A 25916-nucleotide genomic window follows, 5' to 3' on the forward strand; every position below is an offset into this window, starting at 1 on the left:
GTCAGTCACCACCCCCGGTGGTCTTGACGGGCGCAGGCTCGGGCTCGTCCGGTCCGTCGGCCTCGTCCGGCGGACGGCGCCGCGCGAGCCCCGCCCCGGCCGCGACGAGCGCGGCGGCGAGGAGCCCGAACGTCCCGGTCAGCACCCACACCCCCGAACCCCAGGTGTGCCACGCGGCGATCCCGATCATGGGGCCGACGGCGTAGCCGACCTGCTGCGGGACGGTCGCCGCCGCGATATAGCGGGCGCGCAGCGCCGGCGGCGCGACGAGGCCGGGGTAGGCCATCATCGACGGCGCCGCGATGACCTCGCCGAACGTCCACACGACGGTCGCGACGAGCAGCAGCGCGATCGGCGTCGGCCCGGTGAAGAGGAGGTGGCCGACGCCGAGCATCGCCATGCCGAGGGTCATCGGGAGCCCGATCGGGAGCCGCTGGAGCCACTTGGACAGCAGCACCTCGAACGCGATGACGATCCCCCCGTTGATCGTCAGCAGGGTCGCGTACACCCGCTCGTCGTGACCCGAACCCGTCACGAAGAGCGGCAGCGCCGCCGACGCCTGGATGTAGGCGACCGCCGTGAAGAAGAGGCCGAGGACGACGAGCATGAACCGCCGGTCGGCGAGGATCTGCGCATAGCCGGCGCGCTTGCCGCCGGACTTGTCGCCACCGGCGTCCGGCTCGGGGTTGGAGCGCAGCGCCGCGTAGGCGACGATGCCGAAGGCCAGCGACGTCGCCGCGTCCACGTAGAACAGGGCGCCGTAGGACGCGTAGGTCAGCAGCAGCGCGGCGCCCATGGGGCCGAGGGTCGCGCCGACGTTGAACGTCAGCCGCAGCACCGAGAAGACCATGACGTGCCGGTTCTTCGGCGTCAGCTCCACGACCCACGCCATCGCGGCGGGACGGTACGCCTGCGCCGCCATGCCCGCGCCCGCCGCGACGAGGGCGCCGGTCCACATGTCCGGCACGTGCACGAGGGCCGCGGTCAGGACGGCCGTGCTCACCATCGAGCCGACGATGACCGCGCGGTATCCGACCCGGTCGGCGGCGGCGCCGCCCACCGCGGAGCCGGAGATCCGCCCGATCATCAGGGCGGTCAGCACGAAGCCGCTCTCCCACGCGGTGAATCCCTTGTCGGTGAGGAACAGCACCAGGAACGCGTTGAGGAACGTCGCCAGGTTGCTGATCAGGTTGCCCAGGACCAGGATCCGGACGGTCTCGTTCATCTCCCGCAGCGTCGACATGACGGTCGGGTGCTCGGCGGTGCTCATGTCGCGGGCTCCAGCCTGGTCCCCTCGAACGTGAAGTACCGTCCGGGATCGGCGACCGCGGCGGCGGTCTCCTCCGGCGACGCGCCGACCGCGATCACGAAGCCGGTGCGGGCCAGGCCGTGCGGTGGCCGCCGGACCCGCATCCCCGGCTGGACGCCGACCTCCACCTCCGCGAGCGGCGGACGCATCAGCTCGCGGTGCGCCGTCGCCGAGGTGACCTCCATGTCGTAGGGCGGGTAGGCGAACCTGATCGACGCGGCCCGGAGGGGGCCCGGGAACGCCGGGGCCGGGGGACGTCCCGCCACGACGTCCGCGGCGGCGAGCGGCGCGTCCACGCCGGAGGTCAGGAGCCCGAGGTAGGGGATCATCCCGCCGCCGAGCCGGGCGTTGATCTCGATGACGTGCCGTGCGCCGTCCGGGGTGAGCTTGAACTCGATGTGGGTGAAGCCGTCGGTGAATCCGGCGGCGGCGTGGGCGCGGTTCAGCGTGTCGAGCATCGCGGGGTCGGTCAGCAGCGGGTCGTTCGCGTCCACGTCGTGGCCGATCTCCTCGAACGCCAGGTCGCCGCTGCCGCCGAGGATCTTGCGCGCGACGACCAGCGGCGTGCATTCGCCCCTGTGGACGACGCACTCGAAGGAGACCTCCGGGCCGTCGAGGAACTCCTCCACGATCACGTAGTCGTCGAACTGGCGGATGCCGCCCATCCGCGTGCCGTCGGCCAGCGCGAACGCGCGGTCCAGGTCGCCCGGCCCCTCGGCCTTGCTCAGCCCGAGGCTGCCGCCGAGGTTCCGCGGTTTGACGATGACCGGGTAACCGGTCTCGTCCGCGAACGCGCGGGCCTGCTCCAGCGACGCGACGGCACGGGACGCGGGCTGCGGCAGCCCCGCGTCACGCAGTGCCGTGCGGGCGGCGGACTTGTCGCGGCAGCGCGCCACCGCGTCCGGGTCCAGGGCGGGGAAGCCGAGCGCCGCGCTGAGATGCGCCGACGTCTCGATGTAGACCTCGTCGTAGCAGAAGACCCCGGCGACGTCGTGGTCGCGGGCGACCTCGCGGGCAGCCGCCGTCAGCTTCTCCAGGTCGAGGCAGTCGACGACGGTGTGCCCGATGATGTAGGGGTCCTCCCAGGTGGCCGGGGCCGGGTTGAGCAGCCAGAGCCGGTACCGCGCCGACACCGACTCCAGGATGTAGGCGCGGTAGACCCAGTAGCTGCTCGCGACCAGGAGAAGGAGCGGACGGTCGTCGCCCGCGGACGGGTTGTGCGACATGCGGACCTCGTTGGGGGGCGTCGGGGGAGCGTCAGGAGAAGTAGTCCTGGAGTCCGCCGCGCCGGCGGACGTCGAGGGTGGCGCAGTGGAAACCGCCGCCGAACGTGTTGACCGTGCGGAACGGGACGGGGATGGGCGTGAAGCCCTCCTTCTCCAGGAGCCGCAGCAACTCGGTCTCCTGCGCCTCCACGAAGATGCGGTCCTGGTCGAGCATCAGGGTGTTCATCGCGATCCAGCGGCTGCAGAAGTACATCGTCTGGTCGGCGGGGATGGCGGGCTCGGGGCAGATCAGCACGTCCCAGTCCGCGAACATCTCCGGCAGTTCGGGCACCCGCTCCGGGTTGATCAGGACGCGGCCGGGACGCAGCGGGACGAACGTGGCGTTGAGGTGCATCGGATGGTCGTCCATGAACGCCACCTCGTGCACCCGGAACTCGTCGCCGAGCAGCCGCCGCGTCCACTCGATGCCGAACCGGTTGGTGACGTGGCTGCGCTGGACGAGGATGTCGCGGCCGAACCGCATGAAGTCGCCCGCGTCCACGATCGGCTCGAACTCGGTGATGACGGACGTCATGTCAGGGAACGGGTCGTCCGGCGACGGAGTCTCCGGCTTCGCCGATGCGTAGCCGGGGTTGTAGGACGCGTCCGTGAGCTGCGGTTTCGGCGCGGCGACCCAGCGGGCGCCGCGGCGGAAGTAGTCCTTGAAGATCGTCCTGAACGGGTGGGTGGCGAAGTAGTACGACCGCCAGCCCATCGTCGCCTCGACGATCTGGTCCCCCGCCACCAGCGCGATGTCGCGGGGGAACGTGTGCGACGACCCGCCGGTGGACGACCAGTCGGCGGTGCCGAACGAGCGGGACTGGTCGACCGGGTCGGGCCGCCGGACCGTCACCCCCTCGCCCTCCAGGATCGACACGAACCCGTCGAGTTCCTCGCGGGCCGCGTCGACCTGATCGGCCGGGAAGCCGCCGCCGCCGTTGCGGCGGTAGAAGTCCCACGCCTCCGGCGGCACCGTCGCCTCGATCGCCGGATGCCACGGCGGGACGGCGGCGCCGTCGATCACGCCGACGATCACCTCTTCGAGCGGGTCCCACTCGTTGTACGAGCCGACCGGGGAGGAGTTCTCAGCCATCGTGGGACGTCCTTTCGATGGTTCGGACGGTCACGCGCGCCTCCGGCGAGGCGGCCTTCAAACCGTGCAGGCGGTTGCGCGGCACCAGCAGCACGTCGCCAGCACCGAGGCGGTGCGGGTGCTCGGTCGCCCACGCGTACACGTCCACCTCACCGGCGGTGACCTCGACGAGCCGGTCGGTCTCGTACACGCCGGTACAGAACGGGCTGTCGGGGCGAAGGGTGCTGGTCACGGCGTCGTCCAGCCCGGAGGACGCCAGCGCGGCGCCGGCCTCGGCGTGGTCGTCGAGCGTGTCGGCCCAGGCGATCTGGGCGCGGAAGTCGGCGTCGCCGAGCCGCAGCAGGAGCTTGGTGTCCTCGATGCCGCGCACCAGTTCGGGGATGACCAGCTCACCGTGGGTGCGCGCCAGCCCGAGCAGGAGGTTCTCGTACGTCATCCGCCCGTGGTGGATGTCGATGTGGGCGTGCTCGTCGCAGTACTTGGCGTCGACCCGGTCGCCGTAGACGGCGCGGAGCATCGCCCCGGTATCGGCGAACCCCTGGGCGAACAGCCACTCCAGGTACGTCACCGCGGCCATGTAGCGGAACATCCCGCGGTGGTCCTCGGTGAGCCAGTTGAAGTAGTTCACCCCGACCAGGGAGCTGGTCAGGTAGAAGTTCCAGTACGCGTGCACGTCGGTGCGCAGCCCGACGCTGGCCAGCATCTCCTTGAAGATCGTGCTGTGCTTGGCGCCGTACACGCCGTACCCGAACTCGTCGTTGAAGATCTTGAAGAGCTCGGACTGCTCGACGCCGTAGGACCCGCCCAGGTTGCGCGCCATCGCCGACGCCTCCGTCAGCGCGTCCAGCGCGAGCTGGATCAGGTGCAGCGCCGCCGCCTCCTCCGGGTGCCGGCACTCGGTGATGGTCCGCATCGTGCCGGTCACCGGCGCGGCCGCGTCCACCGCCGGGTTGTTCCCGGACGCGTCCGCCGGCGCCCCCGCCCCGCCGACCTCGGCGAGGAAGTACTCCTGCAGCTCGTCCAGCGTCCGGACCGGCGGGACCGGCACGGCGTCGTCCAGGAACGAGAAGGCGTAGCGCTCCAGATCCGGCCGGACGAGGTCGCGCAGCCGCCGCACCTCGTCGCCGTAGAACAGGTCGAAGTCGTCCTTGGCCGCCGCGAGGCCCTCGGCGGGCAACAGGATCATGTCGCTTTCGTAGGCGTTGCACAGCACGCGCCCCGCGACGAGCTGCCCGCCGCTCAGGAACTCCGCCTCGGTGGCCGGGACGGAGAAGTCCCGGTCTCCCGCGCCGGGCGGGCCGATCGGCCGCCGGAACGGGTTCCCGGCGATGTACACCTCCGGCCCCGGCTGGAAGATCCGCTGCGCGCAGTACGCCGCGAGGGCACCGGACCGTTCCGACGTGGTGATCGTCATCGCGCCGCCTCCGAGACATCGCGGTCCTGGCCGGGGGCCGTCCCGGCGGGAACGGTGAAGCGGACGCACTCGCCGTCGTGGGCCGCGTCCAGCACGACCGGCTCGCCCGGCTGGACGTGCACCGGGGCGGGCAGGCACTGGATCGCCTGCTTCCAGTGCGAGTCGTGCCCGGGTGCGTTGTCGAGGGTGATGCCGGGGAGCAACTCCATCTCGAACCAGAACGCGATCGCGTGCAGCTTTCCCGCGGCGGTGGGACGCACCAGGAGTTCGGTGCTGCGCGGTGTCGCGTCGGCGGTGTGGAAGTCGAAGTCGAACACCGTCAGCGGGTCCGACAGCGCCCGGTGCTCGTGCCGGTGGAGCCGGGAGTCGAAGTACTCGAGCGTCGACAGCCGGTTGAACGGCGCCAGGTCGAACCCGTACAGCTTGCCCACGTGGTTCTTGCGGTGCAGCGGCTCGCTCTCGATCAGCTGGGCGATGATCCGTCCCCGCGACGGCATGATCGTCGCGTCCCGGGTGAGCAGATGCTCGCGGGCGTGCGCGATCGTGCCGAGGATGCCCTCGCCGAGCAGCCCGCAGTCGACGATCTCGGTGACCAGCAGGTCGGCCCGCCTGGGCAGGTCCTCCGGCACCGTCATCCGGGTGGACATCTTCGGGACGACGGTGACCGCGTCGTCGTACCCCGCCACCCGGACGACCCGGGAGGTCGTCTCGGCCACGGCCTGCTGCCCCTCGCACGCCACGACCTGGCGCGCCCCGGCACGGGCGGCCATCATCGCCAGCAGTCCCGATCCGGCGCCGATGTCCAGCACGAGCGAGTCCGGGTCCGACGCGACCGCCCGCCGGATCGCCCGGTCGTAGAGCTCGGCGCGCTCCTCGTCGTGCAGCATCTCCCAGTGCCAGCGGGGGACGGCGCGGCGGACGGCGCGGTTCCGGCCGATCCGCGCCTCCTCGTTGTCGCGGTCCACGCCGAGGATGAGTTCGTACGCCTTGGCGGCGTCCTCGTAGCGGCCCTGGTGGTGCAGGTCGCGTCCCCAGCGCAGGAAGTGCGCGAGCTCCAGGTCGGCGTGGATCTCCGGAGCGGGCTCCAGCAGGTCGGATTCGTGCGTCGGCTCCACGACCGTGCCTCCTCGGTTCGGACCAGGTGGTGAGGTGTTGGTGGCGCTGTCCGTCGTCATCGGCGCACGGCCCCCTCGCCGCCGGCGGTGTCGAGCGCGTCGGCCGCGCAGGGCGCGTCCGGCGGCAGGTTGGCGAGGATCTCCCTGTGGATGACCGAGATCGGCGCGCCGCCGTCCCCGCCTTCGGCGCCGTCCGGGAGGACGACGACCGCCTCGTCGCCGCTGCGCACCATCGGCAGGCTGGTGCGCTTCACGGCCGATACGCCCACCTTGGTGCCGTGCCAGGGGCAGCTCAGGCGCCGCCCGTCCGGGGTGAGGCGGGCCAGGCTCAGCGGCCCGCCCCGGTGCGGGCAGCGGTCGAGGACGAGCAGCGCCCGCCCTTCGGTGTGGAGGACGAAGTAGCGGTCGTGGCCGACCATCACGGTGTTGTGGCGGCTCAGATCCATGACGATGACGCGGGCCATCGGCTCCTCTTGTCGTTCGGGCGCGGCCGGGTGACGGGCGGAGGGCGGGGCACCGGCACGGCGCGGGCGAGGGAGATCAGGGGGTACGGGGTAGGGGCACATGGCGAGGGCCGTACGTGCCCCACCGGTGTGTCCAGGGACGGAACGGACGCCGCTCCGGCACGGCGCCTCGCGCTGGATCAGCCGTCGGGTGCCGCGGTATGGAGCAGGTAGGCGGTTCCGGCGGCGGCCGGCCGCACCCCGTAGAGCCGGCCCGCCGGGATCAGCACCACATCTCCGCGTGCCAGCCGCTCGGGCGGACCGGTCGGGGTGGTGATGAGCTCCGCCTCGCCGCGCTCGACCTCCAGCACCATGGCGTCGTCATGGCCGCGCGTCCCGAACGGGCTGTCCGGCGTCAGGGCGACCCGCCGCGGCGGCGTGGGCCCGAGCCGGACCGTTTCGGCGAGCTCCCGGTGGCGGGGCAGGTCGTCCGCCCACCGGATCTGCGCCGCGGTGTCGTCCTCGAACCATCCGCCGATGAGCCGGGCCTCGGCGACGCCGCGCATCAGCTCGGGGACGACCCGGGGGCCGTGCCTTTCGGCCAGGGCCAGCAGCACCTGCTCCCTGGTGATGCGCCCATGATGCTCGTCGATATGTGCGTGCTCGTCGCAGTAATGCAGATCGACTTCGGCTCCGAAGATATCCCGGAACACCTTGACCATCTCGACGAAGGCGGGCGCGAAAACCGCCTCCGCATAGGTCACCGCACCTGCATAGCGGAAGAACTTCGCATGGTCGCGGGACAGGTAGTAATAGTAATTGTTCGTCGCCAGTGGACCCGCGAGGTAGAAGTTCCAGTACGCGTGCACATGGGTCGCCATCCCGCGGCTGCGCAGCATCTTGGCGAAGATGGTGGTGTGCTTGGCGTCGTAGACCCCGTACCCGAATTCATCGATGAAGATCTTGAACAGGGCGGATTGCTCCGGCCCGTAGGCGCCGGCGAGGTTGCGCGACATCGCGGACGCCTCGGTGAGGCCGTCGAGCGCGAGCTGGACCAGGTACAGGTCGGCGGCGCTCTCCCGGTCGCGGGCCCCGGCGATGGCGGCCAGCGCGGGCGATGGACCGTTCTCGGCCTCGGCGACCACGTGCTGGAAATAGGCGTCCAGCACGTCGGGTGTGGTGGCGCCGCTGACGTCCACGGCGTCGTCGAGGCAGGCGAACGCGAAACGTTCCAGGGCCGAGACGGACGACTCCCGGAGTTCGCGCAGCTCGGAGCCGTAGAAGAGGTCGAAGTCCTCGTGCAGGCCGGCCAGCCCCTGGTCGGGAAGCAGGACCGTGTCGGCCTCGTAGAACGTGCCGAGCAGCCGGTGCGCGGCGAGCGAGCGGTGCGCGGCCCACTGGCCGGCGCCCGGCGGCCGGTCGAAGTCGGCCGCGGCGAGCGCGTCCGGGACCAGCATCCGGCGGTAGGGGTTGGGAGCGTGCAGTACCTGGGCGTCACCTTGGAAAAGCGGGTTCCGGGCGAACGAGATAATCCGCTTTCCCAGGGTGCCGCCGACTTCCTTGTCGGCAGATTGAATTGTCATTTGCTTATACCGTTCACCTGACTACTTCATGGGGTCGGGTGTAGTTGTGTGCGCCTGGCCGGTTGTACCGGCAGGAACGCGAGAACGGTTTCGGTTCGATGGCGGGTATGGCGGGGTGTTGCGCAGCGGGCTTGAACTCTCACTTGTGGTGAGCGTCCGGGGTTCCCGCTGCGGAGGCACGTTAACAAAGGCCAGTGGCCCGATCAATGATCAACCATGACTTTATTGACAGGATGAACTGGCAGGTCTTGTGCGCGCCGATACCGGTCATGTCGCCGCCGAATTAGGACTCTCCCTATCCCGCTCGCCGGGTCCGGGCCCGATCCGCGTTCGCGGCAGGTGCGCTGACCTGGTGTTCCGCCGTCCGGGCGACGCTGACGTCATGGGCGCACCAGCCGCGGCCCGGCGGCCAACCCCGCTTGACGTGCGGTGGACACCCCTGTCAAGGAATATCCGGGGACCATCCCCGGTTCGTGACCGTATTCGGGTCCGCACGGCCGTCCGCCCCCGCCACGCCCCCGGACGGCATCCGCGCGTCCCCCGGGCGGGCGTTGCTACGCGGACGCGCCCGGGTCGCGGAAGGTGCGCCGGTAGCCGGACGTGAGGTCTTCATCGCCCGCGCGAAATGGTGCCGGAACGTCACCGGGCTCTCGAAGCCGACGGCCGCACCGACCTCCTCGACCGGCGTGACGCCCTCCTCCAGCAGCGGCAGGGCCGCCATGTGTCCGCGGACGCGAACGCGCCGAGGCCGTGCTCGGCCGTCAACGTGAAGCCGCCGACCGCGCGCATCGGGCCGCGTTCCAGCGAGCAGACCCGCAGGTCGTACCAGGGGACGTCCAGTTCCGGGCGCGGCAGCCCGAACACCTCGACGACCGAGCCGAGTTCGAACGGTGCCATCCCGTCGAACGCGAGCACCGACACCGTCTGCCGGCGTGCGGGGGGGAGCGACGAACATGGCGGAATTTTATCGATGGTCGTCGTTCACGCCACTGTCCGGCTGGGCCGCCATCGCCGCAGCATGGAGGCGTTCGCGAAAGCCCCCTGGTCAAGGAGCAACAGATGAGCGTCTCCCACCCCGCCGCGTCCAGCGAGGAAGCCGTCCGCCACTTCGCCGCCCGCCTCTCGTTCGAGACCGACGTGTCCGATGTGGCCGCACAGATCCTTGAGCGAGGCGAACCGGGTAACGCGGGCGGCGGCGGCATCGTGGTCGTCGACACGCGCAGCGCCGAAAGCTGGGACCAGGGCCATATCCCGGGCGGGCTCCACCTCCCGACCACCGAGATCGCCGGACGCGCCGCGACGCGGATACCCCGGGACGTGACCGTGGTCGTCCACTGCTGGGGCCCCGGCTGCAATGGTGCGACGAAGGCCGCATTGCTGTTCGCCGAGCTCGGCTTTCCGGTGAACGAGATGATCGGCGGAGTCGAATACTGGGCTCGTGAAGGGCTCCCCGTGGAGACCGCCGCGCGGACGGTCACCCGGCGCTCCCCCGACCCGCTCACCGCCCCTGTGACCACCATCTCCTGTGACTGTTGACACCCCGGGAAACCAATGACACGGAATGTTCTATCCGGGACTGGGCATAAGAAGCCACCACGGCGACGTTAGACTCTAGGAATCATTCTTCGACGCCCCATGGCGTCAGGCTCGTCCTTGCAGCCCACACACACCGTGGTGCCTCCCGAGACGTGCCCCCCTCTCGGAAGGTAATGCGTGACCTCAGCTGCCGCTGCACAGAACCCGTCCATGCCCGCCACCGCGGACGAGGAGCAGGTTCCCACCTTCGCCGAGCTCGGCCTGGCGCCGTCGCTGGTGAACTCCCTGAGCCGTCAGGGAATCGACGCGCCGTTCCCCATCCAGGTCGCCGCGATCCCCGACGTGATGGCGGGACGCGACGTCCTCGGACGCGGCAAGACCGGCTCCGGCAAGACCCTGGCGTTCGGCCTGCCGCTCCTGACCCGGCTCTCCGGCCGCAAGGCCGCCCCCAAGCGCCCCCTGGCGCTGATCCTGGTGCCGACCCGCGAGCTGGCCCAGCAGGTGCAGACCAACCTGGAGCCGCTCGGCCGCGGCCTCGGGCTGCACTTCAAGACCGTCATCGGCCAGACGTCGATGTTCAAGCAGATCGACGCGCTGCGCCGCGGCGTCGAGATCCTGGTCGCCACCCCCGGCCGTCTCAAGGACCTGATGCGGCAGGGCGCCTGCGACCTGTCCGACATCGAGATCCTGGTGCTGGACGAGGCCGACCACATGGCCGACATGGGCTTCCTGCCCGACGTCACCGACATCCTCGACGCCGCCAAGCCCGGCGGGCAGCGCCTGCTGTTCTCCGCCACCCTCGACAAGGACGTCGACGTCCTGGTCAAGCGCTACCTGAACGACCCGGTGAGGCACGCCATCGGCCCGGTCGACGAGTCCGTCGACACGATGGAGCACCACCTCCTCCTCGTCGCGCCCAAGGAGAAGGCCGCCGTCACCGCCGAGATCGCCAACCGCGAGGGCCGGACGATCCTGTTCGCCCGCACCAAGCACGGCGTCGACCGGCTCGCCAAGCAGCTCGTCCAGGTCGGCGTCCGCGCGGCGGGCCTGCACGGCGGCAAGAGCCAGGGCCTGCGCACCCGCACGCTCGCCGAGTTCCGCGAGGGCTCGATCAGCGTGCTGGTCGCCACCGACGTCGCCGCCCGCGGCATCCACGTGGACGACGTGTCGCTCGTCATGCACGTCGACCCGCCCGCGGACAGCAAGGACTACATGCACCGCGCGGGCCGCACGGCCCGGGCCGGTGAGAGCGGCACCGTCGTCACGCTCGTCCTGCCGCACCAGGTGCGCGCGACGTCCGCGATGACGCGCCGCGCCGGCATCAACGCGCCCCGCACCCGGGTCGCCACCGGCGACGCGGAGCTGGTCAAGCTGACCGGCGCCCGCCCGCCGTCCGGCATCCCGATCGAGGGCCCGATCATCCCCGAGCGCCCGCAGCGCGCCGGCGGCGGCCGGGGCCGCCAGGGCGGACGCCGCGGCGGACGCGGCTTCGGCGGCGGCGGCCGGGCCCCGCGCTCGTACGACCGCCAGGACGGCGGCGGCCGTCCCCGCGAGGGTGGCGAGCACCGCGGCTCCTACTCCGGCGGCGAGCGCCGCGGCGGCGGCCCCCGCACCGGCGGCGGCTCGCACCCCAACCGCCGGGGCGGCTCCTACCGCGACGGCGGCGACCGCCGCCCCGCCCGCTACAACTGACCCGACGTGGTCCGGAGCCCCGCCCCACCCGGGCGGGGCTCCTCCCTTTCCAGCCTGTGCCGGGGACGGCGCCGCACTGCTGGGCCGCCAGCCCGCTTCTGGGCCGCTAGCCCGCCTCTTCGTGCAACACGTCGTCTTCGCGGGGGACGTCGTCCTCGCGGGCGGCGGACTGCTCGCGCAGCCTGTCCTGGAGGATCTGGAGGCCTTCGAGACCGTCCACGGAGAGGGCGGCCAGCTCGTCCAGGGACATGAGGGGCTCGGTGCGCAGCGGCGGCTGCCAACCGTTCTCCTTGTCGTGGCTGCGGAGGATCTTGGCGGGGACGCCGCCGATGACGGCGTGGTCGGGGAACTCGCCGCGGACGACGGCGCCGCCCGCGACGGCGACGTTGCGGCCGAGCCGGGTGCCGGGGAGGATGATCGCGCCCGTTCCGATCCAGCAGCCGTCGCCGATGACGACGGGGTTGTTCTCCGGCCACTGCCGCCCGATGGGGGTGTGCAGGTCGCCGTAGGCGTGGTTCTGGTCGGTGATGTAGACGTTGGGGCCGGTGAAGACGTCGTCTCCGATGGAGATGGACTGGTGGCCGACGATGTGGGTACCGCGTCCGAGGGAGCAGCTCGCGCCGATCCGGACGATGACGTCCGGGCCGAGGTCGAGGCCGGGGACGAAGCCCGCCGAGATGGTGACGTGCGTGCCGACCAGCGTGTGGTCGCCGATGGAGATCCACGGCTCGCCGTAGATGGAGCCGACCGGGAAGCCGATGCACGCGCCCTCGCCCAGGTAGGCGAACTTGCGGCGGCCCGGTGTCCGCGGGGTGATCTCGCCGTGCCGCTGGATCCACTCCCAGGCGTGATGCACGGCCGTGTGCACGCCCCGGCGCGCCCGGTCTCTGGCCCGGGCCGCCAGCACCTGCCGGGTCGAGCGTTTCGGCGACATGGCGTTCACCGTACCGGGTGGTAGCTACCGCAGGGGATAAAGGGACGCGATCGACCGAACGTGAATCGGTGCACGCGGCGCATGACGGGGGCCCGGCCGTTTCCCGGCCGGGCCCCCGGTGTGCACGCTAGTGCGGAGTGTGCACCTGACCGTCGACATCGGCGCCGGTGACCGTCATGGAGTCGGCCGAAGTGGCGTCCTCCGCGTGCTCACCGGAACCCTTGGTCAGGTCTCGGATGACGCCGCGCCGTGTCGCCACCACACCGGCCACGCCGACGGCGGCGACCACCCCCATCATCGTCATGAAGGCGCCACGCCCGGGCTTGGACGATTTCGGCGGTTCCACCCGGTGGGCGGCATCGCTCAGGAACGTGCTCACCCGCGGGGCGAGCCCGGTCTCCACATACCGGGCCGCCTGCCGGAGCCTCGGTGCGCTCCAGCCACGGACGATCATGATGCGCTCACCCGCGGCGGGCCTGATCCGCTCCGCCGCGGAAGAGGCACCCTGACGGCACGCATCGGCGCCCTGCCGGGCGGCCTCCTGGGCGCGGCCGAACCGCGTGAGAACTGCCTCCTGCGGCTTCCGACGGATACTGATCATTAGGGACACGCTAACCTCCCTGTTTGCGAGGTCCTGTCATGCAGCCTTCCCAACGACAGGGGGGTAAACCCTGTATGCGCAACCGCCAGATCACGCAGGGTGACCACTTTCGGGCATGACGAGAGACCCCAAAGTCCAGACGTACAGACCAACTCCATGAGGAGGAGGCCAGGGTGGCCAACGAAATCTTCGCGACGCTCAACACGTCGCTCGGCAAGATCGTGATCCAGCTGTACCCGGAGCAGGCGCCCGAGACGGTGGCGAACTTCGTCGACCTGGCGGAGGGCAACCGGACGTGGCACGACCCGCGCACCGGCCAGAAGTCCGACGCGCCGCTCTACAACGGCACCGTCTTCCACCGCGTCATCGACCAGTTCATGCTCCAGGGCGGTGACCCGCTGGGCACCGGCACCGGCGGGCCGGGCTACCAGTTCAAGGACGAGTTCCACCCGGACCTGAAGTTCAACCGGCCGTACCTGCTGGCGATGGCCAACGCCGGGCCCGGGACGAACGGCTCCCAGTTCTTCATCACGCTCAGTGTCGCCCACACCCAGCACCTGACGGGCCGCCACACCATCTTCGGCAAGGTCATCGAGGGCACCGACGTCGTCGACCGGATCGGGAAGGTCCCGACGGGCCGCAATGACCGTCCGCAGGAGGACGTCGTCATCGAGTCGGTGACGATCGAGCGCCGTTAGACGTTCCTACGGTGAGACCTGAAACCGGGTGAGACCCGCGACGGGTGCGACCCGCACCGGCCCACGGAGCCCCAGATGAGCACAGAACCCAGTCCCGCCCCCGAGACCTCGGTGCCGACCTGCTACCGGCACCCGGGCCGGGAGACGTATGTGCGCTGCACGCGGTGCGACCGCTACATCTGCCCCGAGTGCATGCGGGACGCGGCGGTGGGACACCAGTGCGTGGAATGCGTCGCGGAGGGTAACCGGAGCATCCGCAGGGCGGTTCCCCGGACGCCCATCGGCGCACGGGCCTCCACGTCCGCGGTGCCGGTCGTCTCGTACACGCTCATCGGCGCGTGCGTGGCGATGTACCTCGCCGAGCTGGCGTCGTGGCGTGTCGTGTGGGAGTTCATGATGCTCGGACGCGGCGTCCTGCCCGACGGCGACGTCGGCGGGGTCGCCGAGGGCGAGTGGTACCGGCTGTTCACCACGATGTTCCTGCACCAGCGCGGCGGGACGTTCGGCATCACCCACATCCTGTTCAACATGTGGGCGCTGTGGGCGGTCGGCCCCGCGCTGGAGCAGGTGCTCGGCCGGTGGCGGTTCCTGGCCCTGTACATGCTGTCGGGGCTGGGCGGCTCGGTGCTGCTGTACCTGGTCGGCGACCCGGCGTCCTCGGCGGTCGGCGCGTCCGGCGCGATCTTCGGCCTGTTCGGCGCGTTCTTCGTGGTCGGCCGGAAGCTGGGCGGGCCGGTCGGGCCGATCGTGGTGCTGCTGGTGATCAACCTGGTGATCACGTTCTCGGTGCCGAACATCTCCTGGGAGGGGCACGTCGGCGGGCTCGTCGTGGGCGCGGCGCTGGCCGCCGCCTACGTGTACGCGCCGGCGGCGCGGCGGCGGCTGCTGCACATCGCGGCTCCGCTCGTCACGTTCGCCCTGCTCGCCGCGCTGGTCGTCGTCCGGACGGCGGAGCTGGCACCCGCCGCGGGGTAGCCGTGAGCCTTGCGCGGACGCCGCTCATGGCACGCGGCGTCCGCGCCCTCACCTGTGGAAAACCTGGGGAAAACCGGGGCCTACCCGCCCCGATCTGTGGACAACTGGCGGTCAGCGCCACCGGGTCGACAGGATCACACCGAGAATGATCGCGGTGAACCCGATGCCCAGGTTCCAGTTGTGCAGGTCGGACATGTACGGCACGTCGGTGCCGGTGCTGGCCGTCACGTAGAAGACGGCGATCCAGATCAGGCCGACGAGCCAGAGCCCGACCATCGTCGGCACCAGCCAGCGGGGGCTGACCTCGGGCGCCTTGGACTTCTGCGGGGGCGTGTAGACGGCCTTCTTGCGGGTTTTCGACTTGGCCACGGTGAGTCGATCTCCTCGGGCGTTCCGGCGGCCGGAGCGCCGGACCGCGCATGGGTGTTTTGTCGGTTAGCGTAGTCGCTGGTGAGCAGCGTACGGCGTCCAGCGTGGGGAAGCATCATCCCAGTTCTCACGCTCCTTGCGGGAACCTTGTTCGCGGCGAGCGCGAGCACGGCCCGCGGCACGAGCCTGCGCGAGCAGGGCCGCACCGAGATCACCGAGCTCATCGCGGCGGAGCAGCGCCGCAGCCGCCAGGAGCGCGACGAGTACCGGCGGCTCCGCCACGAGATCGACCGTATCTCGCGGGAGGCCGGACGTCACGACGCCCGCGTGAAACGGGCCCGGGCGGAAGCCGACCGCCTCGCCGCCCGCGCCGGGTTCACCGCGCTCAGCGGCGCCGCCGTCCGCGTCTCCCTGGACGACGCGCCGCTGCCGAAATCCGGTGACCTGCCGCGGGGTGTCCGCCCCGACGACCTCGTCGTCCACGAGAGCGACGTCCAGGCCGTCGTGAACGCGCTGTGGGCCGGCGGCGCCCGCGCGATGCAGATCATGGACCAGCGGGTGATCTCGACGAGCGCCGTCCGCTGCGTGGGCAATACGCTGATCCTCCAGGGCGTCGTGTACTCCCCGCCGTTCCGGATCACCGCCGTCGGCGACCCGGAACGGCTCCGCGCGGCGCTCGGTGCGTCCCCCGAGATCGCGACCTACCGCAAGTACGTCCGCGCGTACGGCCTCGGCTACTCGGTGCGGACGGTGGAGAACGCCACGCTGCCGCCCTTCACGGGCAACGTGACGATGAAGCACGCTACGGTGCCGGACTAGCCGGCCGGACCCCCGAGGAGGACGCACCGGTGCGGATGCTGATCCGTGGCATGGGCGAGCTGTGCATCACCGCCGGGCTGATCGTCATGCTCTTCGTCACCTACTCGCTGTGGGGCACCGGCCGCTACACCCAGGGCCAGCAGGATCGCCTCAGCGAGGAACTGCTGGGCAAGTGGCAGGCGTCCAAGGTCACCACGGAGAAGGTGAAGCTCGGCAAGGGCCTCGCGATGATCCGCGTCCCCGAGTTCGGGGACGACTACGGTTTCGTCGTGATCGAGGGCGTCGACCGCGAGGACCTGCGCAAGGGCCCCGGCCACTACCCCGGCACCGCGCTGCCGGGCCAGGTCGGCAACTTCGTGATCTCCGGGCACCGGACCACCTACTCGGCCCCCTTCAACCGGCTCGGCGAACTCGAACGAGGCGACGAGATCCTCATCGACACCCGGGACCGGCAGTACGTCTACAAGGTCACCGGCCGCGAGATCGTGGGGCCGTCGGCGGTGGAGGTGACCGCACCCGTCCCGGGCCACCCCGGGCGCGAGCCGACCGAACGCCTGATCACACTCACCACCTGCCATCCCAAATACTCCGCCGCCGAACGAATGATCATCTTCGGTGAGCTGGCGTCGTCCGTGCCCCGGGTGCGGCAGTCCGCCACCGGAACCTAGGAGGTCCCGTGTACGCCTGGATCTGGCGCCGACTGCCGGGCGCGTGGCCGGCCAAGACCGCCACGGCGCTGGGCCTCGCCATCGCCGTGGCCGCCGTCTTCTGGTACCTGGTGTTCCCGTGGGTGGAACCCAAGGTCCAGTTCGACCAGGGCGTCGTGGAGGGCCCGACCCCGACCGGCACGTCGCTCCCCGGCTGACCGGTGCGCGTCCTCGTCGTGGACAACCACGACAGCTTCGTCTACAACATCGTCCAGTACCTGCTGGAACTCGGCGCCGAGTGCACGGTCATGGACTGCCTCGACGCCACCCTCCGGGACGCCGCCGCGGCCGACGGCGTCCTGCTGAGCCCTGGCCCCGGCCACCCCGCCGACGCGGGCATCTGCCTGGACCTCGTCCGGGACGCCGAACTCCGAGCGAGGCCCCTCCTCGGCGTCTGCCTGGGCCACCAGGTGATCGCCCACGTGTACGGCGCGAAGGTCTCCCGTGCCCCGGAGATCGTCCACGGCTCCACCAGCGAGATCACCCACGACGCCGCAGGCGTCTTCCACGGCCTCCCGAACCCGTTCCCCGCGACGCGCTACCACTCGCTGGCCGTCCAGCCCGACACCGTCTCCGCGCCCCTGGACGTGACGGCCCGCACGCCCGAAGGCGTGATCATGGGCCTCCGCCACCGGACCCACCCCATCGAGGGGGTCCAGTTCCACCCCGAATCGATCCTCTCCGCAGGCGGCCACCACCTCCTGAGAACCTGGCTGACCACCTGCATCGCCCCACGGTGACCCGGCCTCGGCCCCGCGGCGGCCGCGCCGCGGAAAATTTCGGTTGAAATCCGTAACGTCCTGCGGCGTCAGGACGAAGTCCATGATGAGGGCTTCCGCCATTGCCCCCGAGTGGCGGAAGCCCTCTTGCATGCCCATGTGCGGTCCGAAGTGGCGAAGGGCCCCGGCCCGCCTCGGGGAGAGGCGGACCGGGGCCCTTCAACGCGTCGGATCAGCCGTCACCGCCACCGGGGAAGCCCGGGATGCCGGGGGTGGGAGGGGTGCCGGGGGTCGTCGGCGCGGGGGGCGGCTGCTCCGCGATGAAGATCGTGACCGTGTCGCCGGGGGCGACCGTCGCGTCGGGGCCGGGCTGCTGGTTGAAGACCAGGCCGGGCGAGACCTGCCGGTCGGGAGGCGCGACCCCCTTCTCCACCTTGCACTTCAGCCCGAGGTCCTCCAGCTTGCCGCAGGCGGCCCGCTGGCTGTTGTTGAACAGGTCCGGCACCTTGAGGTTGCTCGGGCCGTTGGAGATGGCCACGGTGACCGTCGCGTTCTTCGGCGCCTTCGAACCGCCGGGCGGGTCGGTGCTGATCACGCTGAGCCGCGGGACGCTTTCGCTGTTCTCGACGCGCTTCTCGACCTCGAACCCGCGCTGCTCCAGGATCTTCTTCGCCGTGCTGTACGGTTTGCCGGTCACGTCGGGGACCTCGATCTCCGTGGGCGGTTTCTTGCCCTTGGAGACCAGCAGCGACACCGTCGCGCCCTTGGCCGCGTCGGCGCCGGGCCTTGGGGTCGAGCTGATGACGAATCCCTTCCGGATCTCGTCGCTGTACTCCGTCTTCGGCGGGCCGACCTTGAAGCCCAGCTTGGTGAGCTGGGCCGTCGCGTCGCTCTGCGAGACGTTGACGATGCTCTTGGGGATGGCGACCTGGTCGCTGCCGTCGTTGCCGCTCATCATGAAGCCGATGAGGGCCGCTCCGCCGATGAACAGCACGGCGAGGCCCAGCCACAGGGCGGCCTTCTTGCCGGCGCCGCCGCGTTCGGGGAAGTCGTCATCGTCGTAGCGGGCCGGCGGCAGGCCGTAGCCGTTGTCGACGGGCCGCTGCATCTGCGTGCGCGGCGGTGCGCCGCCCGGGTATCCGCCCATGACCTGGGTGCCCTGTGCCTGCGAGCCCATCATCATCGTGGACGCGGCGTTGGACGCCACCGGCTGCCCCTGCAGGACGCGCTGGATCTCCTGCCGGAACTCGTTCGCGTTCTGGTAGCGGTTGTCGGCTTCCTTCGCCATCGCCTTCAGCACGATCGCGTCGGCCCACTGCGGGATCTGCGGGTCCACCTGCGACGGCGGGACGGGCTCCTCCCGGACGTGCTGGTAGGCGATCGCGACCGGGGAGTCGCCGGTGAACGGCGGTTTGCCGGTCAGCAGCTCGTACAGGACGCAGCCCGTCGAGTAGATGTCGCTGCGGGCGTCGACCCGCTCGCCGCGCGCCTGCTCCGGCGACAGATACTGCGCGGTGCCTATGACCTGCGCGGTCTGCGTCATGGTGGCGGCGGTGTCGGCCATGGCGCGGGCGATGCCGAAGTCCATGACCTTGACCTCGTGCTGCCGGGTCAGCATCACGTTGGCCGGTTTGATGTCGCGGTGCACGATCCCGCCGCGGTGGCTGTAGTCCAGCGCGCGCAGGATCCCGTCGGTGATCTCCAGCGCCTTGTCGGGGAGCAGCGCGCGGTTCTCCCGCAGCAGGTCGCGCAGCGTGCTCCCGTCCACGTGCTCCATGACGATGTACGGGATGGAGGTGTCGCCGATCATGTCCTCGCCGGTGTCGTAAACGGCGATGACCGAGGGGTGGTTCAGCGACGCGGCCGACTGGGCCTCGCGCCGGAACCGGGCCTGGAACGTGGGGTCACGGGCCAGGTCGGACCGTAGCGTCTTGACCGCGACGATGCGATCGAGGCGCAGGTCCCGGGCACGGTAGACCTCGGCCATGCCGCCTCGCCCGATCACCGTTTCGAGCTCGTAGCGGCCGCCGAGCAGCCGAGGTTGACTCATATGTGCACTTTCCCTCGTACGTCTACACCTTGTCCTCCGAACCTAGCTCCCCGCTCTCTTCCTGCGAGGGATCCGGGCTCGGAGTTGACGGAGTCGTGGTGGGGCTCTCCGTCAGCGTGGGTGTTGGCTCTGGGGCGGTGGGAGTCGCCCGGGGCGGATTGCTTGATGGCTTGTGTGAAGGGGACGCCTTGCGGGTGTCCGGCGTTGACGGACGGATCCTATGCGTCTGGTACCGCTGCGTGACAGTCGGCCTTGGCGAACTGCGGTTCTGGTTCCTCGTCGGGGCGGTGGGGGTGCCCGGGTGGACGACAGGTTCGTCGACGACGTCGTCTCCGACCGGCAGGGTCGCCGGGGAGCCGGGCGGGACCCGTTCGTCGCCGGATCCCGTGAACGCGTAGCCCTTCCACAGTGACCCGATCACGATGGTGCAGACCAGCAGGACGGCCGCGACCGACGTGTACGTCAGTGTCGTGCGCCGTTGCCCGCGCACTGACCCCGTGGTGAGGTTATCCGTCCCCAGAGCTACGTCAAATCCCGACAAAGTAGTCGATTGAGTAACGATCTTCGGGTGGGGTGCCCGGCCGGGCCCCGCCGCCTCGGCGTTCGTCCGCGGCAGACGCCCCGTGCTGAGGGCCGCGCGGATCCGCTGGGCACGCGCGGCGACCGTCTCCGCGTCCGCCGGACGGTCCGCCGGGTCCTTCGCCAGCATCTCCATGACCAGCTCGCGTGCCGCCTCCGGGAACCGCGACGGCAGCTCCGGCGGCGCGTCCCGGACATGCTTCAGCGCCACGTCCACCGGGGTGGAGCCGTCGAACGGCTGCGCACCCGTCAGGCACTCGTACGCCACCACGCCCAGCGAGTACAGGTCGGTGGCCGGAGACAGCTCAAGTCCCTGCGCCTGCTCCGGCGAGATGTAATGCGCCGTCCCCATGACCATCCCGGTCTGGGTCTGCGACGCCGCCGCCAGCCGCCGCGCGATTCCGAAGTCGGTGATCTTCAGGGTGCCGTCCGGCGACACCATCAGGTTCGCCGGCTTGACGTCGCGGTGCACGACCCCCGCCTGGTGCGCGACCGTCAGCGCCCGTCCCGCCTGCACCATCAGGTCCAGGACGGCCTCCAGCGGCAGCCCGCCGTCGCGCGCCAGGATCTCGTCCAGCGGCTCGCCCGGCACCAGCTCCATCACCAGGAACGCCCGGCCGTCCTGCTCACCGAAGTCGTACGCCCGCGCGATCCCCGGATGCCCGAGCTCCGCCGCGAACCGCGCCTCCGACTCGAACCGGCCACGCGCCGACATGTCCGACCCGAACTCCAGCCGCAGCAGCTTCACCGCCACCTGCCGCCCGAGGGTGTCGTCGGACGCGCGCCAGACCTCGCCCATCCCGCCGATGGCCAGCCGCTCCAGCAGCCGGTACCGGTCGTTGAGGACGAGGCCCCTGCTCACTTCTGCAAAACCTTAGCCATGATCGCCCCGGCGACCGGGCCGGCGTCGGCGCCGCCGGAGCCCGCGCCCTCGGTCATCACGGCGAACGCGTAGCGCGGGTCCTCGACCGGGCTGAACCCGACGAACCAGCGGGCGTTCGGGTTGCCCGTCCCCTGCTCGGCGGTACCGGTCTTCCCGGCGATCCGCATGCCCTGCAGGTTCTTCGCGGTTCCCTCGCTGATCACTGCGCGCATCATGTCCGCCAGCTGCTCGGCCTGCTCGTCGGTAATGGGCTGCTTGAACTCCTCCGGCGAGGCGTTGTAGAGCTCACTCTGGTCCTTCGCCCGGACCTTCTGCACCACATACGGGCTCATGATCTTGCCTTCGTTGGCGACGGCGGCCGCGACCAGCGCCATCTGCAGCGGGGTGGCCCGCACGTTCTCCTGCCCGATGCCGGACCGGGCCGTCCCGTCCTGGCCGGTCTGGATGGTCTTGCCGTCGGGGCCCGTGTACGACACGGGAACGTCGCTCTCGGCCGCGAACATGTCCGGCTCCAGCTGGACGCGCTCATTGAAGCCGAACTTCGAGGAACCTTCGCTGAGCTGCCGGATGCCCATGTCGAGCGCCATCTTCGCGAACGAGGTGTTGCAGGACTCGGCGAACGCGCCCCGCAGCGGGGCCGTGCCCGCGCAGCTGCCGCTGTCGTGGGAGTTCGGCAGGGGCCGGTTCGACTCCGGCAGGATGAGCTGCCCCGTCTGGATCGTGGTCGAGCTGTCGATGCCGAGCTTCTGCATCGCGATCGCCGACGTCACCGTCTTGTACGACGAACCGGGCGGGAACGTCTGGCTCAGCGCGTTGTCGACCAGCGGCTTGACGACGCCGTTGCCATCGTTCAGCTGCTCCAGCTTCTTCGCGCCCTTCTCGCCCGTCTGCGGCGCCACCTCGTTCGGGTCGAACGACGGCCACGACGCCGCCACCTTCAGCGCGCCCGTCTTCACGTCCATCACCACCGCGCCGCCGCGGCGCCCCGGCGCCGTCTTCGCCTTCAACTGCTGGTACGCGGTGCGCTGCGCCTCCGGGTCGATCGTCAGCTCGACGTTCGCGCCGTCGGCCGGCTTGCCGATGAAGGAGTCGAACCAGCGCTGCTGCGTGATGCGCTTGTCCTTGCCGCCGAGCAGCGAGTTGTAGGCCCGCTCGACCTGCGTGGCACCGCCGTTGAAGTACCCCGTGACCGGTGCGAAGACCGGGCCGTCCTTGTAGGACCGGCCGTACTTCGGGTTGTCCTTGCCGGTCGGCTCCGACGTCACCAGCACCTCGCCGCCCGCGGATATCTGCCCCCGCGGCGAGTTGAACACGTCCGCGAACTGCCGGCTGTTGTTGGAGTCGGTGCGCAGATCCTCCGCCTGGCTCCCCTGGACGTAGTTGATCTGCGCCATCAGCCCGAAGAACAACAGCAGCGCGAAGATCGCGACCCGGCGTATCGGCTTGTCCATGTTCATGCGGCGGAACTCACCTCGTGCTCACGATCTGGGTCATGCCCTCGTCCTGGATCGCCTGCGGGGCCGGCTTGCGCGCGTCATGGCTCATCCGCACCAGAATCGCGATCAGGATCCAGTTGGCCATCAGCGACGAGCCGCCCTGGGACAGGAACGGCGTCGTCAGGCCGGTCAGCGGGATGAGCCGGGTGACGCCTCCGACGATCACGAAGACCTGGAGGGCCAGGACGAACGAGACACCGCCCGCGAACAGCTTCAGGAACGGGTCGCGCGCCGCCACGGCGGTCTTCATCCCGCGTTGCACGATCAACGCGTAGATCAGCAGCAGCACCATCAGCCCGGTCAGCCCGAGCTCCTCGCCGAACGAGTCGAAGATGAAGTCGCTGAAGGACAGCGGCGTCCGCCACGGCTCGCCCTGCCCGAGCCCGGTGCCGAGAACACCGCCCTCGCCGAGCGCGAACAGCCCCTTCATCAGCTGGGCGCTGTCGGAGTACTCGCCGCCGAGCTCGGCGCAGGCGGTGAAGCCGGGGGAGATGGTGCCCTCGGTGTCGTACTTCTTGTAGATCTCGGTGTTCGGGTTGACGGGGATGACCTTGCCGCTCTCCATCAGGCAGCCGCCGTCGAAGTACGGCTTCGGGTTCTGCCAGATGTCGATGCGCTGGTTCACGTGGCCCATGAACGGCAGCAGCGTCGCGATGAACACGCCGAACGCGAGCAGCCCGGTACCGATCACGACCCAGGAGACGCGCTGGGTCGCGATGTAGAGCATCGAGATGAACAGGCCGAAGAACAGCAGCGCGGTGCCGAGGTCCTTCTGCAGGAACAGCACGCCCAGGCAGAAGAACCAGATCACCATGATCGGGCCGAGGTCGCGGCCCCGCGGCAGGCTGAACGGGCCGACCTTCTTGCCGATCAGCGACATCGCCTGCCGCTTGTTCACCAGGTAGCCGGCGAAGAACACGACGAGCAGCAGCTTGGCGAACTCGCCCGGCTGGACCGAGAACGGTCCGACGCTGATCCACACGCGGGCGCCGTTGATCTGCTGCCCGAGGCCGGGGACGATCGGCAGCAGCAGCAGGATGACCGCGGTGAGGCCGATCAGGTACGTGTAGCGCTGCGCGGTCTTCGGCGTGAACGACAGCGGGGCGTCGGTCTTGTCGGTGTCCCGCATGATCAGCACGGCGGCGACGAACAGCCCGATGCCGACGAACGTCCACATGAGCTGGCTGGGCGCGTCTGCGGCGTCCTCCAGCAGCTTCTTGCCCGCCGCCGCGGCGGCCTTGCGGTCGGCGCTGGTGTCCAGGTCCAGCCGGTAGATCATGGCCAGCCCGACGCCGTTCAGCGCCACCGCCAGCGGCAGCAGCAGCGGGTCGGCGTACGGGGTGAACTTCGCCTGGGCGAGGTACGCGGCGAGCGCCAGCACGACCAGGCCGCCGCCGTACACGAACAGCCCGGCGGGGATGCTGCCGTCACGGGCGAGGCCGACCTCCGCGAACGCCGACAGCGTCAGCACCATCGCGAAGACCAGCAGCGCCAGCGAGGCCGCGTTGCGCCGCTGGTACGGCAGCCGCGCCCTGATCTGCTCCCCGAGCGAATGCATCTACGATTTCCCCCCGTTGGAGGGACAGTCCGGGATGCCGGAATCGGGTGTCTTGCACTGGTCCCGGCGGGTGGTCAGCTCCTGCAGCTTCTGCTCCGCGGCCGCCTGCCCGATGAACGCCATGCCGCCCTTGTCGAGCGCCGTGGCGTCCGACCCGGGAAGCTCGCCCACCGAGACGCCGCTGGTCTTGATCTTGGCCTGCTCGCAGTTGTTCTGGTCCTTGCCCTTCACGATGGCGACCTTGCCGCCGTCGTCGACGAGCGAGTACTTGCAGACGGCGCTCTCCAGCCTCTTCCACGCCGCTTTCGGGGCGTCCACCGTGTAGGTGCCCTTCACCTGCTGCTGCAGGTCCTGGGGGAGGTCGGCCACCATGATCGTCGGGTTCGGCTGGTTCTCGTCCTTGCGGGACAGGCTGAGACCCGGCACCTCCTGCGTCGTCCCCCGGAACAGGACCACCCTGCCGTCCTGCTCGCCTATGTAGTAGCCGTTGCGGACGTTCTGCACCAGCACGAACCCGCCCGCCACGACACCCACGACGACCACCCCGGCGACGACCACCAGCCACGTCCACCGGCGGGCACCGCCGCGCCGGGGCCGCTCCATGGGCGCCTGCTGCATCGCGCCCGGCGCGGGCGGGCCGCCCATCGGGTCGCTCATCGGCGCCGGAGCCGGAGGCGGCGGCATCTCGTCCACCGCGACCGGCGGCTGCGGCCTCGTGTCCCGCAACTGCGCCGCCCGGCTCGCCGGCGTGTCCGTCGCCGTCGTGTTCGAGCCCGGCCCCCCGCCCGGCGGCTCCGGCGGCGCCGCGTTCGCCGCCGCGCCCACCGCGTGGCCCGGGCCGCCCGTCGGCGGCTGCCGGTCCAGGTCGACCACGTCGGCCACCACGCACGTGATGTTGTCGGGGCCGCCACCGCGGTTCGCCAGATCGATCAGCTGCCGGACGGCCTGGTCCGGGTCGTCCACGTCCGTCAGGACCTGGAAGATCGTCTCCGCCGTGACGACGCCCGACAGGCCGTCCGAGCACAGCAGATACCGGTCGCCGGCCTGCCCCTCCCGCAGCGACAGATCAGGATCGACCTCGCCGCGGCCGTCCAGCGCCCGCAGCAGCAGCGAACGCTGCGGATGCGACGCCGCCTCGTCCGGGCTGATCCGGCCCTCGTCGACCAGCGACTGCACCAGCGTGTGGTCGTGCGTGATCTGGAACAGGCTGCCGTCCCGCAGCAGGTACGCGCGCGAGTCCCCGATGTGCACGAGCGCGACCTGGTTGCCCGCCCACAGCATCGCCGTCAGCGTCGTCCCCATGCCCTGGAGGGCGGGGTCCGACTCCACGATGCGGTGCAGGTTGTCGTTCGCCGCCTTGACGGTGTGCTCCAGCGCGGCCAGCAGCTCCGTGGCCGGCAGGTCCTTGTCGAGCGCCCGCAGCGCCTCGATCGCCGCCGCACTGGCGATCTCGCCGCCGACGTGGCCGCCCATCCCGTCGGCCACCGCGAGCAGATGCGAGCCCGCGTACGCCGAGTCTTCGTTGCCCTCGCGCAGCATTCCTACGTCGGAGCGCGCCGCGTAGCGGATTCCCAGAGTCATTTGCGCAGCTCGATCACGGTCTTGCCGATACGGACCGGTACGCCCGGTGGCACCGGCATAGGCCGGCTCACCTTCGTGCGTCCGAGATATGTCCCATTGGTCGAGCCGAGATCTTCCACGATCCACTGACCGTCCTGCGCATAAAGTCGGGCATGCCGGCTCGAAGCGTAGTCGTCGGTCACGATGAGCGTGGAGTCATTCGCCCGACCGATGGTGATGGGCACCCCCGTGAGGTCTATGACGGTGCCGGCCCTTTCGCCCTGGACGACCACCAGCTTCGTCGGGGCGCCATGCTGGGCGCTTCGCTGCTGTCGCGGCGGCTTCGGCTGCCTCGCCGGACGGGACGGCCGGGGCTGGGACGCGCGCGTGGCCGCCTTCGACGCGGCCTTCGAGCCGAACAGGTCGGCCCGGATCACGCCGACGGCCGCGATGACGAACAGCCACAGCACCGCGAGGAACGCCAGCTTGATCAGCGTGAGGGTGAATGGGGACATCGG

25 protein-coding genes are annotated in these 25916 nt (G+C 70.5%); 8 read left to right on the top strand and 17 right to left on the bottom strand.

Going from position 1 to position 25916, the window contains the following annotated elements:
• Nucleotide 1 precedes the first annotated feature (1 nt).
• From ACGFIS_RS21385 to ACGFIS_RS21420, 8 genes are all read right to left on the bottom strand, one after another.
• Nucleotides 2-1270, bottom strand: coding sequence for an MFS transporter (locus ACGFIS_RS21385; RefSeq protein ID WP_392903673.1), 1269 nt, complete (start codon nucleotides 1268-1270; stop codon nucleotides 2-4).
• Entirely contained in the window at nucleotides 1267-2535 is a 1269-nt protein-coding gene (locus ACGFIS_RS21390) for an ATP-grasp domain-containing protein (RefSeq protein WP_392903672.1), read from the bottom strand. Before ACGFIS_RS21390 ends, ACGFIS_RS21385 begins: the two co-directional genes overlap by 4 nt.
• Nucleotides 2536-2566: 31 nt before the next feature.
• A complete protein-coding gene (locus tag ACGFIS_RS21395) occupies nucleotides 2567-3667 on the bottom strand; it encodes a serine/threonine protein kinase (RefSeq protein ID WP_392903670.1) in 1101 nt (366 codons plus the stop codon).
• Nucleotides 3660-5081 carry an iron-containing redox enzyme family protein gene (locus ACGFIS_RS21400; RefSeq protein WP_392903668.1) on the bottom strand — a complete coding sequence of 474 codons (1422 nt, stop codon included), beginning with the start codon at nucleotides 5079-5081 and terminating at the stop codon, nucleotides 3660-3662. The genes ACGFIS_RS21395 and ACGFIS_RS21400 overlap by 8 nt, the downstream gene beginning before the upstream one ends.
• Nucleotides 5078-6196: a 50S ribosomal protein L11 methyltransferase gene (locus tag ACGFIS_RS21405; protein WP_392972236.1), complete on the bottom strand. Its 1119-nt coding sequence runs from the start codon at nucleotides 6194-6196 to the stop codon at nucleotides 5078-5080. Before ACGFIS_RS21405 ends, ACGFIS_RS21400 begins: the two co-directional genes overlap by 4 nt.
• 56 nt (nucleotides 6197-6252) lie before the next feature.
• A complete protein-coding gene (locus tag ACGFIS_RS21410) occupies nucleotides 6253-6660 on the bottom strand; it encodes a Rieske (2Fe-2S) protein (RefSeq protein ID WP_392903664.1) in 408 nt (135 codons plus the stop codon).
• Between the two features lie 179 nt (nucleotides 6661-6839).
• Nucleotides 6840-8222, bottom strand: coding sequence for an iron-containing redox enzyme family protein (locus ACGFIS_RS21415; protein WP_392903661.1), 1383 nt, complete (start codon nucleotides 8220-8222; stop codon nucleotides 6840-6842).
• 639 nt (nucleotides 8223-8861) lie between these two features.
• The gene (locus ACGFIS_RS21420) at nucleotides 8862-9119 is read right to left on the bottom strand and encodes a hypothetical protein (protein ID WP_392903659.1); all 258 of its coding nucleotides are present in this window, start codon (nucleotides 9117-9119) and stop codon (nucleotides 8862-8864) included.
• A gap of 162 nt (nucleotides 9120-9281) precedes the next feature.
• On the opposite strand from ACGFIS_RS21420, the gene ACGFIS_RS21425 reads away from it, so the two are divergent.
• Both ACGFIS_RS21425 and ACGFIS_RS21430 read left to right on the top strand, forming a co-directional pair.
• Nucleotides 9282-9758 carry a rhodanese-like domain-containing protein gene (locus ACGFIS_RS21425; RefSeq protein ID WP_392903656.1) on the top strand — a complete coding sequence of 159 codons (477 nt, stop codon included), beginning with the start codon at nucleotides 9282-9284 and terminating at the stop codon, nucleotides 9756-9758.
• A gap of 210 nt (nucleotides 9759-9968) precedes the next feature.
• The gene (locus ACGFIS_RS21430) at nucleotides 9969-11450 is read left to right on the top strand and encodes a DEAD/DEAH box helicase (protein ID WP_392972239.1); all 1482 of its coding nucleotides are present in this window, start codon (nucleotides 9969-9971) and stop codon (nucleotides 11448-11450) included.
• Between the two features lie 106 nt (nucleotides 11451-11556).
• Here ACGFIS_RS21430 and ACGFIS_RS21435 read toward each other — a convergent pair whose 3' ends face one another.
• A complete protein-coding gene (locus ACGFIS_RS21435; RefSeq protein WP_392903650.1) occupies nucleotides 11557-12384 on the bottom strand; it encodes an acyltransferase in 828 nt (275 codons plus the stop codon).
• A 127-nt stretch (nucleotides 12385-12511) separates the two neighbouring features.
• Complete coding sequence (locus tag ACGFIS_RS21440; RefSeq protein WP_392903647.1) at nucleotides 12512-12985, bottom strand: hypothetical protein; 474 nt, start codon at nucleotides 12983-12985, stop codon at nucleotides 12512-12514.
• A 173-nt stretch (nucleotides 12986-13158) separates the two neighbouring features.
• Here ACGFIS_RS21440 and ACGFIS_RS21445 point away from each other — a divergent pair, with 173 nt between their 5' ends.
• Both ACGFIS_RS21445 and ACGFIS_RS21450 read left to right on the top strand, forming a co-directional pair.
• Nucleotides 13159-13683: a peptidylprolyl isomerase gene (locus ACGFIS_RS21445; protein ID WP_392903645.1), complete on the top strand. Its 525-nt coding sequence runs from the start codon at nucleotides 13159-13161 to the stop codon at nucleotides 13681-13683.
• A gap of 75 nt (nucleotides 13684-13758) precedes the next feature.
• Nucleotides 13759-14658: a rhomboid family intramembrane serine protease gene (locus ACGFIS_RS21450; protein WP_392903643.1), complete on the top strand. Its 900-nt coding sequence runs from the start codon at nucleotides 13759-13761 to the stop codon at nucleotides 14656-14658.
• Nucleotides 14659-14769: 111 nt separating this feature from the next.
• Here the strand turns inward: ACGFIS_RS21450 and ACGFIS_RS21455 are convergent, their stop codons facing one another.
• Entirely contained in the window at nucleotides 14770-15027 is a 258-nt protein-coding gene (locus ACGFIS_RS21455; protein ID WP_392903640.1) for a cell division protein CrgA, read from the bottom strand.
• A gap of 147 nt (nucleotides 15028-15174) precedes the next feature.
• Between ACGFIS_RS21455 and ACGFIS_RS21460 the strand changes: the two genes are divergently transcribed.
• Genes ACGFIS_RS21460 through ACGFIS_RS21475 form a run of 4 tightly spaced genes read left to right on the top strand, consistent with a single transcriptional unit; the run spans nucleotide 15175 to nucleotide 17293 of the window.
• Nucleotides 15175-15846, top strand: coding sequence for a DUF881 domain-containing protein (locus tag ACGFIS_RS21460; protein WP_392972241.1), 672 nt, complete (start codon nucleotides 15175-15177; stop codon nucleotides 15844-15846).
• A gap of 35 nt (nucleotides 15847-15881) precedes the next feature.
• Nucleotides 15882-16514: a class E sortase gene (locus ACGFIS_RS21465; RefSeq protein WP_392904053.1), complete on the top strand. Its 633-nt coding sequence runs from the start codon at nucleotides 15882-15884 to the stop codon at nucleotides 16512-16514.
• 8 nt (nucleotides 16515-16522) lie between these two features.
• On the top strand, nucleotides 16523-16711 hold the full coding sequence (locus ACGFIS_RS21470; RefSeq protein WP_392903635.1) for a hypothetical protein: 189 nt from the start codon (nucleotides 16523-16525) through the stop codon (nucleotides 16709-16711).
• An 18-nt stretch (nucleotides 16712-16729) separates the two neighbouring features.
• Nucleotides 16730-17293 carry an anthranilate synthase component II gene (locus tag ACGFIS_RS21475; protein WP_392972243.1) on the top strand — a complete coding sequence of 188 codons (564 nt, stop codon included), beginning with the start codon at nucleotides 16730-16732 and terminating at the stop codon, nucleotides 17291-17293.
• A gap of 211 nt (nucleotides 17294-17504) precedes the next feature.
• Here ACGFIS_RS21475 and pknB read toward each other — a convergent pair whose 3' ends face one another.
• Genes pknB through ACGFIS_RS21505 form a run of 6 tightly spaced genes read right to left on the bottom strand, consistent with a single transcriptional unit; the run spans nucleotide 17505 to nucleotide 25913 of the window.
• Nucleotides 17505-19322: a Stk1 family PASTA domain-containing Ser/Thr kinase gene (gene pknB, locus ACGFIS_RS21480; protein WP_392972245.1), complete on the bottom strand. Its 1818-nt coding sequence runs from the start codon at nucleotides 19320-19322 to the stop codon at nucleotides 17505-17507.
• Between the two features lie 22 nt (nucleotides 19323-19344).
• Nucleotides 19345-20763: a serine/threonine-protein kinase gene (locus ACGFIS_RS21485; RefSeq protein WP_392903627.1), complete on the bottom strand. Its 1419-nt coding sequence runs from the start codon at nucleotides 20761-20763 to the stop codon at nucleotides 19345-19347.
• Nucleotides 20760-22241, bottom strand: coding sequence for a peptidoglycan D,D-transpeptidase FtsI family protein (locus tag ACGFIS_RS21490; protein ID WP_392903624.1), 1482 nt, complete (start codon nucleotides 22239-22241; stop codon nucleotides 20760-20762). The genes ACGFIS_RS21485 and ACGFIS_RS21490 overlap by 4 nt, the downstream gene beginning before the upstream one ends.
• 10 nt (nucleotides 22242-22251) lie before the next feature.
• Nucleotides 22252-23838: an FtsW/RodA/SpoVE family cell cycle protein gene (locus ACGFIS_RS21495; RefSeq protein ID WP_392903622.1), complete on the bottom strand. Its 1587-nt coding sequence runs from the start codon at nucleotides 23836-23838 to the stop codon at nucleotides 22252-22254.
• Entirely contained in the window at nucleotides 23839-25419 is a 1581-nt protein-coding gene (locus tag ACGFIS_RS21500) for a Stp1/IreP family PP2C-type Ser/Thr phosphatase (RefSeq protein ID WP_392903620.1), read from the bottom strand.
• Nucleotides 25416-25913: an FHA domain-containing protein gene (locus ACGFIS_RS21505; RefSeq protein ID WP_392903617.1), complete on the bottom strand. Its 498-nt coding sequence runs from the start codon at nucleotides 25911-25913 to the stop codon at nucleotides 25416-25418. The genes ACGFIS_RS21500 and ACGFIS_RS21505 overlap by 4 nt, the downstream gene beginning before the upstream one ends.
• Nucleotides 25914-25916 lie beyond the last annotated feature (3 nt).

Source organism: Spirillospora sp. NPDC048824 (assembly GCF_043198455.1).
Taxonomy (GTDB): domain Bacteria; phylum Actinomycetota; class Actinomycetes; order Streptosporangiales; family Streptosporangiaceae; genus Spirillospora.